The following is a 16,903-nucleotide window of genomic DNA, read 5'->3' as shown; positions in this document are numbered from 1 at the left end:
CGCACACGACTTCAGGCCGAACCGTAGCGAACCATTCGGCAACGGAAGTCCCCCTGGAGGAGATCTACGATGACAGACGCCTTATCCATTTCGAAGAACCACGCGAAGACATTCAGCACGCGTTCTCCACGCCGACTTGTGGCTTTGATTCCTACCCTGTTGCTTGCTTCCATTCAGGCACCAGTCCTCACGCTGTTCGCATGTCTGACCTTGGCCATTTCTGCACATGCCGATGCCGTCTTAGACTGGAACGAAATTGCCGTCAACACAGCCATTGCGAACGGTCAGAACCCGTTCGCCCAGGCACGAACTGGAGCGATCGTGCAACTCGCTGTCTTTGAAGCGGTCAACTCCATAAACGGCGACTATCGACCCTATCTTGGAACGATCGTCGCGCCCCGCGGCGCCCCAACCGGGCTGGCGGTATCCGGTCAGCATCCAGAGGTCTTCGCGGTAGTAGGCGGTGGGATAGACAAAGCTCTTGCCATCCGGCGCGAAGCTGAATCGAATCCCGGGTTCATCGTCTGATCGGGGGGCGAGTTCCTTTCCCAATTCCCTGATTACCTTTTTCTTGAGGGTCACGGGGTCGAGAGAGAAAAGCGTGGCGCGTTGTACGTTTCCTTCAGTGTCGCCAGTTTCAATTCCATAGAGCAATTTGCCATTCTTTGAAAACGCGAGGTGAGGTGTTTCTATCTTTCCGAGAGGTTTGGAGGTCTTTCCATCTGGCGAAATCAGCCACCAGCCATCCTTGTCACGGTATGTGATCCATTCGCCGGTCGGCGACCAATCGGGCAAATATTGCCCCTTAATGCTACTCTTCAGTACGCTCGGAGTGGCATTGCCGTTAGTTTTGACAATCATAAGAGCTATGGGCTCCGACTGAATATAGGCGAACTGGTTCCCGTCAGGTGACCATGAACCGCCCCACTCATATCGATTGGGGGTATTGGTGAGCTTGACGGGAGGTCCTCCGTTCACGGACGAGATCCACATGCCCCCAAGCTCATTTGTTCCGGTTCCCGGTCCGGAATAAATAATTCGCTCGCCATCAGGAGAAAGGGACGGGTTCGTGAAAGCAGATTGGACACCAGGAAAGTCCGCCCCGGTTACAGCAGGCCGCTCGGAGCCATCGGGCAGGCGGACCCATATTTCCTGCGGCCCGCTTCGGTTGGTCACCCATGTCAGCTTTGGTTGGTTCAGGGACCACGCCGCTTCGACTTCGTCGTGGCCTGTCGTTACGAAGGTTCTTGTCGTACCGTCCTCGACTGAGATCGAGGTTATATCGTAACGCTCTGTAACTAGGCTGTAGAGAATGCTCATGCCGTCAGGAGAAACGGAGGGTCTACGCTCGTCGTTTGTTCCGGTGGTAAGTGACGAGAGCTTACCTGACCGGGTGCTGCCCAGCCACAGATGGAGCGCGGACTTCCGGTCAGCCTGAATCGAGATCACCACATTTTGGTTGTCCGGCATCCACGAGGAACTCGGATAGGGCGTAAAAAATGGAAACTTACTGAGAACGGATATCTGACGCGGCGATCCGCTTTCCGACGGATGGGGAAGCAGCCAGGCTTCATCAGTCCCACCGCCGATAGGGAGAAGGAGCAGAATCTGCTCTCCATCGGGCGAGAATGAGAGCCAAGGATCAGAGGTGATATGATTTGCGCTTGCGTTGAACGGATCCGGCTTATAGGGTCGCAAAGGCGAGCCGACTGGATCGGAAACTTCAACACCCGCGTCTGTTAGCGCGGCAAAGACTTTGCCATCCCGGGACAGGTCGCAAGCATAGCAGCCGGCATCCATAATGAACTCAGGCTGGCCCCCCACGGTTGGGACTGAATAGAGTTTGTAATTTCGGAAAAGACCGATGGAGTTTTGTGACACACCGACTATAAGATGGCCTCTATCGCTCGACCAACCGAACGGTACGGTGTCAAGATTTTCGTGAGTGAGCTGGACTGGCACAGGCGAGTTGAGATAACGCAGAAATACCCGATAGATTCCGTTTACCTTGCTCGCGTAGGCCACGGCTTTTCCATCCGGAGACCAGACCGCGCTCCGGGAGGTATCTGCCGCGAACGGCGTGTAGCGGTAGTTCTCGAAGTCTTGGCCGGAGGGCTTCAGCAAGTAAACGAGCAGTCCCGCGAAAAGCATGCAAGCAGCGCAGAGAACAGGGATCTTCCAGCGCCGCCGCTTTACGGGTGCGACGACCGTCGTTAGTGCTCCGCCGGAATGCGCCTCGGATAGGTGATCGCGAAGGTTACGTAATTCCTGGTAGAGATCGCGTGTGGACTCGTAACGCTGTTCGGTCTCCCTTTGAAGGCAGCGGTCGATGATCCATCGGAGGGGTGCAGGCAGTTTCTCGTCCAGCGGCGGCGGTTCTTCGCGGACGATGGCGGCCATGGTCTCGAGGCTGCTGTCTTTGGCGAAGGCCTGTTTGCCGGAGGCAAGCTCGTAGAGGATGAGTCCGAAAGAGAACTGGTCGGAGCGGTAGTCGGCGGGCTTGCCCAGTGCCTGCTCGGGGCTCATGTAGCGCGGCGTGCCAAGCACCATGCCGGCCTTCGTGCCGCTGACGGAATCCGCGCCGTCGGGCGCGAGGGTCAAGGTCGTGCCAGAATCGCCGACGGATTGCGGGTCCTGACGTGCCAGCCCGAAGTCAACGATCTTCACCCGGCCATCCTTGGTGAGCATGATGTTTTCCGGCTTCAGGTCTCGGTGAACGAATCCGGCTGCATGCGCAGCGGAAAGCCCGTCGGCGACCTGCGTCGCAATGTCGAGGAGTTTGCGAAGGGGAACGGGCTTGCCGGTGAGCACCGACCGCAGCGACGACCCCTCGACGAGCTCACTGACGATGTACTGCCGGTCCGCTTCCACTCCGAAGTCGTAAACGGAGACGATGTTGGGGTGATTGAAGGCAGCGATGGCTCGGGCCTCTCGCTCGAAGCGGACGCGATGCTCAGGCGTGATGGCGTGATCGCCGCGGAGGACCTTGATGGCGACGCTGCGGTTGAGCCGCGTATCGAAGGCCTGGTAGACCTCACCCATGCCCCCAGCGCCGAGCGTGGACCTGATTTCGTATGGACCCAGTCGAGCATTCGCGGACAGAGGCATTCGTTCAGCCGTCCATTCCTGGCGAGATCACAAGTTTTTTGGGGGCCTAGAAACTGGCTCCAAGTCATGAGAAGCGTATTCCAGGAGACACGCTTTGACAAGAGTGAGGTCTGTTTGGGCTTGGAGGAATCTCCGAAACACAAAACTTGGTAACAATTCGCTCTGATCGAATCCGACAGAGATTCGGTCAGCTCTTTCCCGGACCACTTAGCCTTGAGGTTTTTGAACTCTTCTAAGGTAGGCTTATTGTCGGCTTGCCGTTGAGTGGGGTATTTCATGTGGTCGATCCAATTTTAGCCGCAATGCATCTCGGCCTTGGATAATCGAATCGATTCAAATGTAGCCTTTACCAGCGCCGGTCCGATAGGCAGAAGACCGCGGAAGCTTTCGCAGTTGGCAACGTTGACGGACTCGCTCTCGAATTCGACCGGCCCACGCAAACCAGCAAGCAATGAGCGCTAGCCTTTGGCCTGCCACGCCGTTCTCTCCACAACATGGCGGCAGAGAACGGGGAACAATCTGAGTCGCGAGGAGGATAAACGTATGAGCTTTGTAAGGATGCTCAAGAGCTTGGTCGGCAAAGCGTCACAGTCCGAGACTACAGAGTTCCGGTCCATTGTTATCATGCAGCGGAAAGGGCATCGTTTCAGTGAGGAGGAGCTACGAGATGCGGGAGAACGCGGGTGGGGCAAGAAATTCGATGGTAAAGAAGATCCAAAGTATTTCGTCTCAGTCGATCACTCCATTCTGAATGTCGTGAAGGCTGGCCCCTGTATCATCCGAGTGACTTCCGTTCCTAATCGATATGTTGACGATGATGAATATGCTCTTTCTCGATTGCCACAGCCAGAACAGAAGAAGGCTTGGACCGAACATAGTGCCTGCGCTTTTCTCGAATTGTTCAATGATCTTGGGTCGAGGAGCATCCCCGATGCAGAGGCTTATTCTTCATTGGCGAAACTAGCTTTACAGTTAGGCGATCCGAACTGTTCCGCCATCTTTGTGCCCATCAAAAACCTTATGATGCCCAATGATGGCACGGCAGAGCAAGGTCTGCGTCTGCTGATCAATAAGGAACTGCCATGAAGTACTGAGCATGGAATAAACGAAAGGACAATGTAGCGTCCAAGCCTACGATGAACTGTTCAAACTTCTTATTAAGAGCCGATGACCGGCAACACGGAATGTATGGTCCGCCGCCGTTTTGCAAGCGAAAAGGCAGAATATGGTCTGCGCGAATGTATCCGGCCTCTGTTGGAGAAGCGATCTCCTGGCCTGAATGGAATGCGCTGCGCCCTCGTCCTTTTTAGTAACGCTGCCTTTTTAGGCATTTTCCGGGTACAGGTTTCGCGACTTACGAAGGCGACGCCAGGAATGGCGCGGCTATCTCAGCAGCGTTCAGGCAAATGATCTCGTCGCGCCGCTTGTGTAAGATCATCGCACCCTCTCGGCACCGGATAACACTCGGTTCGTTGTCCGATGGCGGTAAACTAACCTGCGCGGGTGAGATGTTTAATCTCTCACCCGCGCCTACCACATTTTTTGATCTCGGCACTGCTGAGTCTGTTGTAACGTCCATGAAGTTGCTGATCTGATCGTTCATTTTGAGCAGCAGAGTGTGATTTAGCCTTTGTGCCGGCTGCGTTCGCCGCCATCAATTCTTCTCCTCCTGCTCCAGAACTCACAGGTTATCGCTGTAGCGGATACTGTAGCGGGTGCGGGTTTAGAAGGGCTTGCTTCTGCTTGGCGTAGATTCACGGAGCTAACTGAAAATACAGGGGTCTACAAACCGCAACAACCCCAGCCGAAATTGCCGGTCTGAGATTATGAGTCCCCTGCTCTAACCATTGAGCTACAGGCCCGGAAACGGATTCAGATGGGCTTTATCTATTGAGACTACCATTCTTTCAACTTGGCCCCTGTTCGTGGACCACCGCTGCCAAATACCCATTGGGTGCCATCCGCCATGGGAATAGAATGAACCGCCAGTGAGGCTGCACTCACGCCCGCTCTTCGCCTCGCAATGATTCCCCCGGAAAAATCAGACAGGAGAAAACGAAGTGAAACGATATTTCGTTTTATACGCCGCCACCGCCATCGCCTTGATGGCGACTGCATGTAACCAGATGCCCGAAACGCACGATGCCGATGTAAAGGCAATCCAAGACAACGAAGTGCAGTGGAACCAGGACTATGCGTCGAAAGACGTGGACAAGATCACGGCCCACTATACGGATGACGCAGTATTGATGGCGCCAGGCATGTCGGCAACCGCAGGCAAAGATGCAATTCGAAATCTGGGAAAGCATCTGTTTTCTGATCCGGCAATGTCGCTGAAGTTCCATGCCTCCAGGGTCGAAGTGGCGAAATCAGGAGACCTCGCCTACACGCAGGGCTCTTACACCATGACGATGACGGATCCCCAGACCAAACAGGTAATGAACGACCATGGCAGCTACGTTACAACCTATCGCAAGCAACAAGACGGCACATGGAAAGCGGTCGCAGATATTGCTACTTCGGAAGTGCCGCCTCCTGCTCCTCCGGCAACGCAAATGATGAAGCAGTAATTACTCGACTGCGTTTTGCCAGAATTGATAAGTGCGCAGTGTAATGCGGTCGGGATGGTTCGCGTAAATTTCGGCCAAGGCCGCGAAGAGCGCTGTTGATTCCGCAGCCAAGCCGAGCAGACGAAGCGACCGCAGTGTCCGTGTCAGTCGCAGATGGTTGTGGTTGCTGGGACTCAGCCAGTTGGCAGATCGCGCGGCAAAGTTCGCGCGTGGCTGCACCGCTCCGTCACGAAACTCAAGCCCGTAAAAGCTGAGCATACGGAGGAAGGACAGTCTGAGCCGCTGCCGCAAATCCTCAGAGTTGAGGAATGCATCTATAGTCGCCGCCTCCAGCATCGGCGCAGACGGATTTGCGCCACTCCTCTCCGGCAGGGGAAACAGCCACTGTATGAAATCGTGAACAGCCTCCAACTCCACATCAGTCCAGTTGAGAATTTCATCCAGCGTGCGTCCTTGGTCGTCCTGTCCACCGCGATAAAAATCGAGAATTCTGCTGTTCATAATTGCGATGCTTACAGATGAATCAAGCCTCTCGCAATCGCAAACAGAGACAATCCGGCGACGACGATCCAAAGCAGCATTCCCTGAAGCATGGGCCTGACACCGACTTCCTTAAGCGTCTGCCGCGATATTCCGCTTCCAATGAGAAACAGCGTAACCGCAAGGCCGAGTTTCCCGATGCGATATGCCTCGCTGTAGGCTACGTGCAGTTGCGGCATGTAGCTGCTCATTACGGTGGCAATGCAGAAATAAAGAATGAACCAGGGCAGATGAATTCGCGTTTTGCTTTTCCGGACCGCAGCCGTCACCAGCGCCACCGGCACGATCCAGAGAGAGCGCGCAAGTTTTACAGTTGTGCCAATGGCCAGTGCAACCGCACCATACTTAGCTGCCGCGCCCACGACCGAACTGGTGTCGTGGATGGCCAGCGCCGACCACAGGCCAAATTGTGTCTGTGACAGGTGCATTGCAGCGCCGATCGCGGGAAATATCAGCAATGCGACCGAATTAAGCACGAAAACTGTTCCCAGGGACACCGCCATCTCTTCTTCATTAGCCTCAGTCACAGGCCCCAGCGCGGCAATAGCGCTGCCTCCGCAAATCGCCGTGCCTGCTGCGATCAAGAACGACTGTGTCTTCTGAACATCCAATGCGCGTCCAAGCAGCCAACCCAGAGCGAGGACGAACGCAATACCTAGAGCGGTGTAAAGGAATCCTGAGCGCCCAACCTGGATAACTTCCCCAAGGTTCATCCCAAACCCAAGGCAGACAACTGAAGCCTGCAGCAGGAACTTTGCCAGCCGCTTGCTGTCGAGATGATACGGGTGCGTCAGCAGCAATCCATAGACAAGGCCGGCGCCAAGTGCCAGCGGCGGCGAAAGCAACCCGCTTGCAGCAAGAATGATGCCAGCAAAGAATAGGTTCTTTGTCATACATCCTGAGCTTGGCACCCGGGAGCAAGCCGCGTCTAAGCGTGAATTGTGATGCGTGATTCGTTTTACTTATCGCCGTGCGCGAGGAGCATGCTCCTTCTGCGCAAGCGCAAAACGCTCGAATGCGGCGGCAACGCCCTCAGGCCCAGGGCCGAGCTTGCGGATGAGCGTGAGTTCGCGCCGGATCTCCAGGTGCTCAACCTCAATCGGAATCACAGTACCCAGGCGAAATGCTTTTCCAATGGCCCAACCGGAGACAAACCCCAAACCAAGCCCTGCTTCAACCCCGGAAACAATAGCCTCCGTGGAGTCGAGTTCCATACGGATTTGTAATTCATTTAACCGCAAACCGGCTTTCCTGAGCGCCTGCTCCACCACGCGCCGCGAGCCTGATCCCTCTTCGCGCAGAAGCAGCGGAACCCCCGTCAGCGCATGAAGGGGCACCCTGCTTGCGCCCACCCATTCGTGACCCGCCGGCACGATCAGTACTATCTGGTCGTCTAGAAATTTTTCTACATGGACTTCCCTGCTTAGAGAAGGCCCTTCAATCATGCCCAGCACAATCGACTCGCGCAGAAGCAGCGCCACAATCTCTTCTGTATTCCCACTCACGACGGAGAATGTGACCCGGGGATTGTCCTTGAGAAAAGCGCCGAGCATGCGCGGCAAAATGTACTGCGCGACCGTGGTCGAAGCCCCCAGTCGAAGTTCTCCACTGACCTCGCCGTTAAGCCGAACCAATGCCTCCCGCGCTTCGTCAAGGACGCGCGCTGAACGCTCCGCGTACTTGAGCAGCAGCTTGCCCGCCGGCGTAGGCGAAGTCCGTGTGCCGCTACGGTCAAACAGCCGAATACCCAGCTCTTCCTCGAGCGCATGAATGTGCTGGCTTACAGCAGGCTGACTCAGATGAAGCGCTTCCGATGCCTTGCGGAAGCTTGACCGCTCGGCTACGGCGCGGAAGACTCTCAGCCTAAAATTTTCCATCGGCAATCCCGATGACAAGCGCAAAGCCCCGGAGCAATCTCCGGGGCTTTAGAACAACGCGCAAAAACGGCACCTTAGACAGTGATAGTCGCCTTCGCCGATTCCTGCTGCGCCGCCGCGACTGAATTCGGCTTGACGTCAGAACCCTTCTCGCTACCGGGCTTGCGGATGTCGATGCCGCCCTTGAAGAAGGCGCCGTCTTCAATCGAAATGCGCTGCGCGACCACATCACCCGAGAGCGATCCTTCGCTGCGGATATCGACCCGGTCACTGGCGTTCACGTTGCCTTTCACCTTTCCCAGAACGACAATCTCGCGGGCCGAGATGTTCGCCGTGACCTGTCCATTGCGCCCAACGGTGACGCGGTTGCCGGGCAGATTGATCGAGCCTTCTACCTTGCCGTCGATATAAAGCGACTCAGATCCCGTGACCTCGCCCTTGATGATCAGGCTCTTGCCGATCGTGGCCTGGTCAGCCGTGGCCGGCTGGGCCGCGGGGGCGCTGCTGCGTGGGGGTTCATAGCTGGGGGTGGTTGGCGCTGCCGGTCGAACTGGCTCGCTCGGGGTTGGCGAAGAGCTTCCGGGCTGGTTTGGTTTCCACATCTGTATGGTATTTCCTTTCTTCTACTCAATATCACGTTCACCAGGAACTGCGGGAATCCCTCGCCCGCTCTGGCTTGTCCTGCCGAAGCGTCAAACGCTGTGCCTGACCCCGTTCGACGCTTCTCGCGCCTCGAATCCGCGCAGTCAAGGCTGCTGTTTGCATCTTAAACACGGATGATTGAAAATTGCACCCCATTTGCAAATCTTTTCTGCGAATCTGTGGCTTGATATGGTTCAAAGATGGACGCCATTCCCATAAATTCCACTTATGACTGACCGTGAGCTGATCCGCCATATCGAACGCTCCGCCGGTCAGCGAGCCGGATACAAGCAGCTAGTGAGGGAATTCGGCCTCGGCGGCGGGCGCGAACGCCGCCTGCTATTGGAGCATCTGGCGCGCCTGACCGCCCGCGGTGAGCTGGTCAAGCTCGACCGCGATCACTGGAGCATTCCGCGAGCGGCAGCCACCCGCGAAAACCTGGTTGCCGGGCGTCTTGACCTGCACCGCGACGGCTTCGGCTTCGTGCGGCCCTCGGACCGTGCGAAAAGCGGCGAAGACGATATTTTCATCCCCCCGAATGAACTAAGTGGGGCCATGCAGGGCGATCAGGTGCTGGTAGAATTGGCCCCGCCCCGCGCTGATGGACGTCGTCTCGGTCGCATCGCTCGCGTCCTGACACGCAAAAATCCTACTGTGGTCGGCACTTTTCATTACGCCCGGAACGAACGCGCTCAAGGAAACACAGTAACCCCCTTCGACGAGCGCATGACGCAGCCGATCCTGATTCCCTTCGGGCAGGAACTGCCTTCAGTGGAGTCGGCAATCAGCAGCCCGCACCGGGTATTGGGCGAAGAAGCAAAGCGGCACAGCTACGACGATCTTGAAGGGCTAGTCGTCGATGTCGAAATCACCGAATGGCCCACGCCGACGCGCACAGCCCGCGGACGCATCATCGAAGTGCTGGGCTACGAAGACGACTTCGGTGTCGATGTCGAAATCATCATCCGCAAGCACCATCTGCCGCATATTTTTCCGGACAAAGTTCTCGAAGGAGCCCGCACAGCCGCATTTCTCGATCCGGAAGTGATCGCCGAGCGCCGTGACTTCCGCAGTTTGCCCATCGTCACCATCGACGGCGAAACCGCACGCGACTTCGACGACGCCGTCCTCGTGCGCGAGCACCCCGACGGCAGTTTTGAGCTGCAAGTCCACATCGCTGACGTGGCCCATTACGTCCAGCCAGAAACCGCGCTCGACCTGGAAGCCCGCCTGCGCGGCAACTCCGTCTATTTCCCCGACCGCGCCATCCCCATGCTCCCGCAAGAGCTTTCAACCAACATCTGCAGCCTTCGCCCGGATGAAGACCGGCTCGTGCTTTCGTGCCTGATGCAGATTGACGCGCATGGCAATGTCCTCAGTTACGAAGTCACCGAAGGCGTCATCCGCTCCGCGCGCCGCATGACCTACACGCAGGTACATGCCATTCTCGAAGGCGACGAGGCCGTCCGCAGCGAGTTTTCAGAGCTGGTCCCGGAATTCGAGCGTATGCATCAACTGGCGCAGATTCTGAACAAGAAGCGCGAGCGCCGCGGCTCCATCGATTTCGATCTGCCCGAGCCAATCATCGAATTCGATGAGTTTGGCGCAATGAAGAGCGTCACACGCTCCGAGCGCAACTGGGCCCACCGTCTTATCGAAGAATTCATGCTGGCCGCGAATGAATGCGTCGCCTCATGGATTGAAAATCTCGGTGTCGATTCCATCTACCGTATCCACGAGAAACCCGAACCGCGGCGCGTCGTCGAGTTCGAAGAGACGGCCGCAACCTTCGGCTACTCGCTCGGCATTGGAAATTTGCCAGTCCGCAAGTTTGAGATGAAATCAGACCGCCGCGAGCAGCGCCGCCACGGAGGCCGTAACCCACGCCAGCATGAAGTCCCGGAAGACATTCCTGTAACCCCGCGCATGTATCAGAAATTGACCGCGAAAATCGCTGGCAAGCCCGAGGAACGCATCCTCTCCTACCTGATGCTGCGCTCCCTCAAGCAGGCCCGCTACAGCGAAGTGAACGAAGGCCATTTCGCGCTCGCCGCTCCTTGCTACACGCATTTCACGTCGCCCATCCGCCGCTATCCCGACCTTATCGTGCATCGCATCGCCAAGTCATTGCTCGCTGCAGGCGTCAGCGGCGAAGGTAAATTACTGCCCGGCGAACCTCATAGTCCACCGACTAAGCAAACGGCCTCAGCCGAATCTTTGAAGGGGCACGGCTTCAGCCCTGCCATTCACGCTGAGCAATCTTTGGAGGGGCACGACTTCAGTCGTGCCATAAACCACCCGCAATCCACGCGGCTTCAGCCGCCGAGGGAAGCCCTTTCTGACCTGAGCGAAGCCGAACTTGCCGCCATCGCCCAGGAATCAAGCGAGAACGAACGCCGCGCCGCCGAAGCCGAGCGCGAACTGGTCGAATGGAAGAAGGCCAAATTCATGGCCGACCGCGTCGGCGAAGATTTCAGCGCCATGATCCTGAGCGCCACCAAATACGGCCTCTTCGTCGAACTCGACGATCTTTTCGTCGAAGGTCTGGTCCCCATCCAGACCCTCGGTCAGTTCGACGGCGACTACTACACCTACCGCGAAAACACGCGCCAGATCATCGGCGAGCGCTGGGGCCGCAAATTCACCTTTGGACAGCGCGTCCGCGTCGTTTTAGACCGCGTAGATGCTGTCGAGCGCCGTTTGCAGTTCTCCATCCTGGAAGATGGGACGAGCGAAAAAACGCCAAAGAAACTCCCACAAAAAGCTGCCAAACCTAAAAAGCAAAAACCAAACGCAGCATGCAACAGCAAAACCGCAAACCAAAACGTTTCGCAGGCAGGAAGAAACGCCGCTAAAAACGAGGGTGCCACATCTCGAAGAGATGTGGGTTCTTATCGATTTATTGACCTTAAGATTTTATTTCAGTAACGCCGCTTTTAAGCCGGCAATTTTTTCAGCATCCACAGTTCCTTGAGCCCGCCACACAACATGCCCAGATGAATTTGCCAACAAGAGATACGTATTCGCAGATGAAGAGTAGCTGACAATCTTCTTCCAATCGTCCTCTCCCGTATAGAAGGGAACAAAGTGTGACATCTCAGTTCCGTGAATCTCCCGTTTCATGCCGTGTAATACCATCGGCTTTACGAAGGATGGCAGGCCCTGCAGCTCTACCAATTCGTAGTATGCAAGCTGGGAGTCAGACCAATAAGGAGCGAGCGCTTGTTTGTTCCAACCTTCAAAGTCGTCGCTACTCTTATGCGAGAAACCAATCATAAGCAGAAGGGGCTTACCCGCACTTGCATTCGAGAGATTTACTTCGGACCCATCAAGCGCTTTTGCCTGAAGGGGTGGAACTGTTTGAGCTGTGCAAGGCAGGATGAAAACTATCGTAGCTAGTATGCTGATAAGCCTATTGGTCATTGAGGTTCCTTCGATAAGTTCTCAGTGCTTTGACGCCGAAAGCGAATGATAGTTGGCGGGTGCCCGTGTCCCAAATTTCGCGGGATGTGCTATAAAGCTGACCTGCTGCGTACAATGGAAGAGAAAGGTAATTCCCACACAAATGGCACACATGGTCTTTTGTTCGCGCTACAAGCAGGAGCTGGAGGGTCTCGACGAGCCACCCTTCGACAGCGATTTCGGCAACAAGATTTACCACAACGTCTCGCAAAAGGCCTGGCGGGAGTGGCTTGAACACCAGAAGATGCTGCTGAACGAATACCGCCTCCAGCCGTGGACGCCGCAGGCGCAGGAGTTCCTCGTTGAACAAATGGACCGCTACTTCTTCGGCGAAGGCTCGGAACTGCCCAAGGAATACGTCCCGCCCTCCCACTAAAACCCTTATGTTGTCATCCTGAGCGTAGCGAAGGATCTGTTTCTAAGCATCGGTCAGCACAAGAACTGGGTGCCCCATTCTTGCGAAGCAAGGGTGGGAAAGCACGAACTTAACAGGCGAGAAAAAATGAGCGACAAGCAAGCCATTTCCACAAAGAACGCCCCCGCGGCCATCGGACCATATTCGCAGGCCGTGCGAGTAGGCGATTTCCTCTACACCTCAGGCCAGGTGGCGCTTGACCCGGCAACCGGAGCACTGGCCGAGGGCGGAATAGAGGCGCAGACGGCCCGCGCCATCGAAAACCTGAAAGCGGTGCTCGAAGCGGCCGGAATTAGCATCAAAAACGTGGTTAAAACCACCGTTTTTCTCAAGAATATGGGTGATTTTGCCTCCATGAACGCCATTTATGCGACGTATTTTGCCCCCGACGGCGTCGTCGCCCCGGCGCGCTCGACCGTCGAGGTCGCCCGCTTGCCCAAGGACGCGCTGGTCGAAATCGAAGTCATCGCCAAAATGTAAACTCTGCGGGCCATTCCTCATCTAAAGCAAATGGAGCAGAAACATGGCTGATACGAAGGTCGAAAAAATCCACAAGACTGACGAAGAGTGGCGCAAATTATTGACGCCCGAGCAGTTCCACATTACGCGGGAGAAGGGCACCGAGCCGGCATTCACTGGCAAGCTCTACTACAACCACGACGACGGCATCTATCGCTGCGTAGCCTGCGGCACCAAGCTGTTCACCTCCGACAAGAAGTTCGAGTCGGGCAGCGGCTGGCCCAGCTTCTGGCTGCCGGTCAGCCCGGACGCCGTCGAGACGCATGAGGACAATGCATATGGCATGAGGCGCGTCGAAGTCACCTGCGCCCGCTGCGGGGCGCACCTGGGGCACGTCTTCCCCGACGGGCCACAACCTACGGGACTGCGGTATTGCATCAATTCCGCCTCACTCAACTTCGAGAAGAAATAAAACTCTATGAAGCGCAGGCATTGGGCGACGGTCGCAGCCTGCGCATTCTCAATGCTTTTCGCCTGGGCGCAATTCGGCGGCGGCCCTCCCTGGCGGCATCCAGTAGCTTCCTCTCACATGATCCAGGTTGGCAATGCAACCATTCAGGTCGATTTCGGCCCTGGCTCACTCGATCTGCCGACAGATGCAATCCTCCGCTGGGTCGGCAACTCAGCCAGCTCTGTTGCCACCTACTATGGACGGTTTCCAGTCCAGCGCGATCGCGTGCTCATCGAGCGTGCGGCGGGACGCGACATTCTGCGCGGGACTACATGGGGAGAGGTGGGCGGCTTTCCCGCATTTCACCGGATTGTGTTGGGGGAGCAGACTACGCAGGCCGACCTCGATGACGACTGGGAAATGACGCACGAGTTTGTACACACAGCTTTCCCCAGCATGGATGACGATCATCACTGGATTGAAGAGGGCCTTGCGACCTACATCGAGCCGATTGCGCGCGTGCAGCGAGGCTCTCTGCGTCCGGAAAAGATATGGGCGGACATGATGCGCGACATGCCCAAAGGCGATCCAGGCAGCGATGACCACGGACTTGACCAGACACATACCTGGGGACGCACTTACTGGGGCGGCGCGCAGTTCTGTCTGCTGGCTGACGTTATGATCCGCGAGCAGACGCACAACCGGAAGGGCTTGCAGGATGCACTGCGAGGCATCGTCAACGCCGGAGGAACGATTGATCAGGATTGGCCGATAGAGAAAGCCTTCGAGACCGGAGACCGCGCGACGGGAACGCATGTGCTCTCTCAGCTCTACGACTCGATGAAGGATGCACCGAAGCCGGTCGATCTTGCCGGGCTATGGCAGAGGCTCGGTGTCGTTCGCGACGGCGACGGCATCCGATTTGACGATCATGCGCCCGAGGCCGATATCCGCAAGGCGATTACGCGCGTTCCGGGAAGTGGTGTCATGGAATGGAAAAACCCCGGAAATTCCGGGGCTTCGACGGGTCGCGGATGAATCCGCGAGTTATGCCTTTTCGACTTTGCCGCTCTTAATGCAGGTGGTGCAGACACGCAGGCGCTTGGCGCCACCGTTTACCTTTGCCTTCACCGGGCGGAGATTGACGTTCCAGCGCCGCTTGGTGATGTTGTGCGCGTGCGAGATATTGTTACCGAATTGCGGGCCTTTGCCGCAGACATCACAAACCTGAGCCATGACTCACTCCAGAAATCCTTGAACTTTTTCGCGCAAACCAGAACCCTTAATAGCTACATTTTCGCTTGTTATGCGAGAAGGGCGGGCAGCAGACAGAACAATGCCCACACTGGCGCCGAATCTTCAGTGTACCTTAGAACCGACGGAGCGGGCAAGGACTACCCCTCCCCATCTTCTATCCCTTGCATTTGTTTTCAACAGCTTACGAGGGGATCATCCCCCGCCAAACCGATGATTTCAAAGGCTTTAAACTGCTTCCAGTGTTTTCAATCACTTACGGGAGGGTCTAAGTCCACTGTCCCGCCACCAAGGGTACTGGCAACTCCCTATATCCAGAATACCAAATTCGGAGCAATATTCGCCAAACATTGAATCGTCCTAGGTCCTTATTCTTGAATGGCTTAAGGCGACTGTTAACTCATCAGGCACTTGACACCAAAAGTGGTGAGTTCCGGCAAAGAGGAAGAACATGCGATTCGCAGGTTCCCACGCTGCTTATCGGCTTCAATGCAGCTGCTCAGCTCGCTTTTAGTCACACTCATCACTTGGCGCAGAGCGTCCCTGAATCGCGTGATTTCTGACGTGTGCGGCATCCTCGTGTGGCAGTTAGATCCTAGTCTGCAAAATGCAGTCGCTGCCAACCGCCGGAATTTTCTCGACTTCTATTCTGCGGGGTTGGCGGCGTATAACGGTGACCGTGCTCTATGGACCAAGATCATTACGCGCGTCCTCGCCCGTGACGCGCACGACCCTGATTACCTCTGGATAACCGGCGGAAGATGATCCTATGACCACGAAACAGCGCGCACCAGCGAAGCGGAAGAGGCAGGCGGAGACGAAGAACAGGACCATCCTGTGGCTCGTCATCATTGTCGCGGTATTCGTCGGCGCCGCTGTCGTCATTTACTACAAGCGGCCTGCGAATCTTGAGGCCAGCACCGGAACAACCACGCCCAGTTCCACACCGGAGCCTTTCTCATCGTCACAACCCCAACCAGCCAGGCCTGTGCTAACACATGTGACCTTCGCCCCGACCGTGGCAAACACCGCTCCCGCGCCTTCTCCTGCACCTGCGGGCATGGTGTGGATTCCAGGCGGTGAATTCTCGATGGGAGCGCAGGACCCGACCGGCATGGACATGAATGACGTCGGTATGAAGGCCACTCTCGATTCCCGCCCCATCCATCGCGTTTACGTCGATGGTTTCTTCATGGACAAGACCGATGTCACCAACGCCGAATTTGCAAAGTTTGTCAAAGCAACCGGATACGTAACCATCGCCGAGCGCAAGCCGCGTCCGGAGGACTATCCCGGCGCGCCACCGGAAAATCTCGTTGCAGGCTCCGTCGTCTTCGCTCCACCTGACCATCCTGTCCCGCTTGACAACTATTTCCAGTGGTGGACCTACGTTCCGGGCGCGAACTGGCGTCACCCGCAGGGACCCGACACCAACATCGTTGGCAAGGACAACCTCCCCGTCGTGCATGTCGCCTATGAAGACGCGACCGCCTACGCGAAATGGGCCGGCAAGCGCCTGCCCACTGAAGCCGAGTGGGAATTCGCCGCGCGCGGCGGACTCTCCGGCAAGCCTTACGTCTGGGGAGATGAGTTTCGACCTCATGGCAAATGGATGGCTAACACATTCGAAGGCCACTTTCCCGACAAAAACAACGGCGACGATGGCTATCCCGGCATCTCGCCCGTCGCCAAATTCCCGGCCAATGGATACGGACTCTACGACATGGCCGGCGACGTCTGGCAGTGGACCAGCGACTGGTACCGCCCCGACTACTATCAGCAGCTCGTCTCACAAGGTGAAATGGCGCGCAATCCGCAAGGCCCCGACTCTGCCTACGACCCCGCCGAGCCCGGCCACCAGAAAAAAGTGCAGCGCGGAGGCTCATTCTTGTGCACCGATCAGTACTGCTCGCGTTACATGGTAGGCACGCGCGGCAAAGGCGACATCGACACGGGAACCAATCATCTGGGATTCCGATGCGTGATGACGCTCAACCAATTTCAGAACCGCTGACGAGAACCTGCTGGAGTTGTAGACCTACCGAGCAGTTTGTGCGAGAGCTCGTTTCAAAGCTCTCTTTTTCGTGAGTTAACTTCGCCTGCGCTATGATGGGGCACGTTTACA

Annotated in this window: 16 protein-coding genes; 9 read left to right on the top strand and 7 right to left on the bottom strand. The window is 56.5% G+C overall.

From position 1 onward, the window contains the following. Positions 1 to 240: 240 nt before the first annotated feature. Entirely contained in the window at positions 241 to 3,108 is a 2,868-nt protein-coding gene (locus VEV40_RS18860) for a protein kinase domain-containing protein (protein WP_324834575.1), read from the bottom strand. 543 nt (positions 3,109 to 3,651) lie between these two features. Between VEV40_RS18860 and VEV40_RS18855 the strand changes: the two genes are divergently transcribed. Continuing rightward, positions 3,652 to 4,194: a hypothetical protein gene (locus tag VEV40_RS18855; protein ID WP_324834574.1), complete on the top strand. Its 543-nt coding sequence runs from the start codon at positions 3,652 to 3,654 to the stop codon at positions 4,192 to 4,194. Positions 4,195 to 5,168: 974 nt separating this feature from the next. Continuing rightward, a complete protein-coding gene (locus tag VEV40_RS18850; RefSeq protein WP_324834573.1) occupies positions 5,169 to 5,678 on the top strand; it encodes an SgcJ/EcaC family oxidoreductase in 510 nt (169 codons plus the stop codon). Here the strand turns inward: VEV40_RS18850 and VEV40_RS18845 are convergent, their stop codons facing one another. The 4 genes from VEV40_RS18845 to VEV40_RS18830 form a co-directional block, all read right to left on the bottom strand. Continuing rightward, positions 5,679 to 6,179: an opioid growth factor receptor-related protein gene (locus VEV40_RS18845; protein ID WP_324834572.1), complete on the bottom strand. Its 501-nt coding sequence runs from the start codon at positions 6,177 to 6,179 to the stop codon at positions 5,679 to 5,681. Positions 6,180 to 6,190: 11 nt separating this feature from the next. Next, complete coding sequence (locus tag VEV40_RS18840; RefSeq protein WP_324834571.1) at positions 6,191 to 7,111, bottom strand: YeiH family protein; 921 nt, start codon at positions 7,109 to 7,111, stop codon at positions 6,191 to 6,193. Between the two features lie 69 nt (positions 7,112 to 7,180). Beyond that, a complete protein-coding gene (locus VEV40_RS18835; RefSeq protein WP_324834570.1) occupies positions 7,181 to 8,095 on the bottom strand; it encodes a LysR family transcriptional regulator in 915 nt (304 codons plus the stop codon). A gap of 74 nt (positions 8,096 to 8,169) precedes the next feature. Then, a complete protein-coding gene (locus tag VEV40_RS18830; RefSeq protein ID WP_324834569.1) occupies positions 8,170 to 8,697 on the bottom strand; it encodes a polymer-forming cytoskeletal protein in 528 nt (175 codons plus the stop codon). A 268-nt stretch (positions 8,698 to 8,965) separates the two neighbouring features. Between VEV40_RS18830 and VEV40_RS18825 the strand changes: the two genes are divergently transcribed. Continuing rightward, complete coding sequence (locus tag VEV40_RS18825; RefSeq protein ID WP_324834568.1) at positions 8,966 to 11,665, top strand: VacB/RNase II family 3'-5' exoribonuclease; 2,700 nt, start codon at positions 8,966 to 8,968, stop codon at positions 11,663 to 11,665. Here the strand turns inward: VEV40_RS18825 and VEV40_RS18820 are convergent. After that, positions 11,654 to 12,160, bottom strand: a complete 507-nt coding sequence (locus VEV40_RS18820) for a hypothetical protein (protein WP_324834567.1) — start codon at positions 12,158 to 12,160, stop codon at positions 11,654 to 11,656. The genes VEV40_RS18825 and VEV40_RS18820 overlap by 12 nt on opposite strands. Positions 12,161 to 12,302: 142 nt before the next feature. Between VEV40_RS18820 and VEV40_RS18815 the strand changes: the two genes are divergently transcribed. From VEV40_RS18815 to VEV40_RS18800, 4 genes are all read left to right on the top strand, one after another. Beyond that, on the top strand, positions 12,303 to 12,575 hold the full coding sequence (locus VEV40_RS18815; RefSeq protein WP_324834566.1) for an oxidative damage protection protein: 273 nt from the start codon (positions 12,303 to 12,305) through the stop codon (positions 12,573 to 12,575). A 126-nt stretch (positions 12,576 to 12,701) separates the two neighbouring features. Continuing rightward, positions 12,702 to 13,094, top strand: a complete 393-nt coding sequence (locus tag VEV40_RS18810; protein ID WP_324834564.1) for a RidA family protein — start codon at positions 12,702 to 12,704, stop codon at positions 13,092 to 13,094. 43 nt (positions 13,095 to 13,137) lie between these two features. After that, on the top strand, positions 13,138 to 13,545 hold the full coding sequence (msrB, locus tag VEV40_RS18805; RefSeq protein ID WP_324834563.1) for a peptide-methionine (R)-S-oxide reductase MsrB: 408 nt from the start codon (positions 13,138 to 13,140) through the stop codon (positions 13,543 to 13,545). Positions 13,546 to 13,551: 6 nt separating this feature from the next. Continuing rightward, positions 13,552 to 14,562, top strand: a complete 1,011-nt coding sequence (locus tag VEV40_RS18800) for a hypothetical protein (RefSeq protein WP_324834561.1) — start codon at positions 13,552 to 13,554, stop codon at positions 14,560 to 14,562. 9 nt (positions 14,563 to 14,571) lie between these two features. Here VEV40_RS18800 and rpmB read toward each other — a convergent pair whose 3' ends face one another. Then, positions 14,572 to 14,760, bottom strand: coding sequence for a 50S ribosomal protein L28 (rpmB, locus tag VEV40_RS18795; protein WP_186741284.1), 189 nt, complete (start codon positions 14,758 to 14,760; stop codon positions 14,572 to 14,574). Positions 14,761 to 15,330: 570 nt separating this feature from the next. Between rpmB and VEV40_RS18790 the strand changes: the two genes are divergently transcribed. Both VEV40_RS18790 and VEV40_RS18785 read left to right on the top strand, forming a co-directional pair. Continuing rightward, entirely contained in the window at positions 15,331 to 15,543 is a 213-nt protein-coding gene (locus VEV40_RS18790; protein ID WP_324834559.1) for a hypothetical protein, read from the top strand. A 4-nt stretch (positions 15,544 to 15,547) separates the two neighbouring features. Continuing rightward, entirely contained in the window at positions 15,548 to 16,792 is a 1,245-nt protein-coding gene (locus VEV40_RS18785; RefSeq protein ID WP_324834557.1) for a formylglycine-generating enzyme family protein, read from the top strand. Positions 16,793 to 16,903: the final 111 nt, after the last annotated feature.

This window comes from Alloacidobacterium sp. (assembly GCF_035631355.1).
GTDB lineage: Bacteria > Acidobacteriota > Terriglobia > Terriglobales > Acidobacteriaceae > Alloacidobacterium.
Note: the sequence above shows the minus strand (reverse complement) of the source record. Positions and strands in the feature narration are given on the sequence as shown.

Excerpts from the sequence above, each read along its gene's own strand:
- VEV40_RS18860 (WP_324834575.1), bottom strand. The coding sequence starts at position 3,108 with ATGCCTCTGTCCGCGAATGCTCGACTGGGTCCATACGAAATCAGGTCC.
- VEV40_RS18855 (WP_324834574.1), top strand. The coding sequence starts at position 3,652 with ATGAGCTTTGTAAGGATGCTCAAGAGCTTGGTCGGCAAAGCGTCACAG.
- VEV40_RS18845 (WP_324834572.1), bottom strand. The coding sequence starts at position 6,179 with ATGAACAGCAGAATTCTCGATTTTTATCGCGGTGGACAGGACGACCAA.
- VEV40_RS18840 (WP_324834571.1), bottom strand. The coding sequence starts at position 7,111 with ATGACAAAGAACCTATTCTTTGCTGGCATCATTCTTGCTGCAAGCGGG.
- VEV40_RS18835 (WP_324834570.1), bottom strand. The coding sequence starts at position 8,095 with ATGGAAAATTTTAGGCTGAGAGTCTTCCGCGCCGTAGCCGAGCGGTCA.
- VEV40_RS18830 (WP_324834569.1), bottom strand. The coding sequence starts at position 8,697 with ATGTGGAAACCAAACCAGCCCGGAAGCTCTTCGCCAACCCCGAGCGAG.
- VEV40_RS18825 (WP_324834568.1), top strand. The coding sequence starts at position 8,966 with ATGACTGACCGTGAGCTGATCCGCCATATCGAACGCTCCGCCGGTCAG.
- VEV40_RS18820 (WP_324834567.1), bottom strand. The coding sequence starts at position 12,160 with ATGACCAATAGGCTTATCAGCATACTAGCTACGATAGTTTTCATCCTG.
- VEV40_RS18815 (WP_324834566.1), top strand. The coding sequence starts at position 12,303 with ATGGCACACATGGTCTTTTGTTCGCGCTACAAGCAGGAGCTGGAGGGT.
- VEV40_RS18810 (WP_324834564.1), top strand. The coding sequence starts at position 12,702 with ATGAGCGACAAGCAAGCCATTTCCACAAAGAACGCCCCCGCGGCCATC.
- msrB (WP_324834563.1), top strand. The coding sequence starts at position 13,138 with ATGGCTGATACGAAGGTCGAAAAAATCCACAAGACTGACGAAGAGTGG.
- VEV40_RS18800 (WP_324834561.1), top strand. The coding sequence starts at position 13,552 with ATGAAGCGCAGGCATTGGGCGACGGTCGCAGCCTGCGCATTCTCAATG.
- rpmB (WP_186741284.1), bottom strand. The coding sequence starts at position 14,760 with ATGGCTCAGGTTTGTGATGTCTGCGGCAAAGGCCCGCAATTCGGTAAC.
- VEV40_RS18785 (WP_324834557.1), top strand. The coding sequence starts at position 15,548 with ATGACCACGAAACAGCGCGCACCAGCGAAGCGGAAGAGGCAGGCGGAG.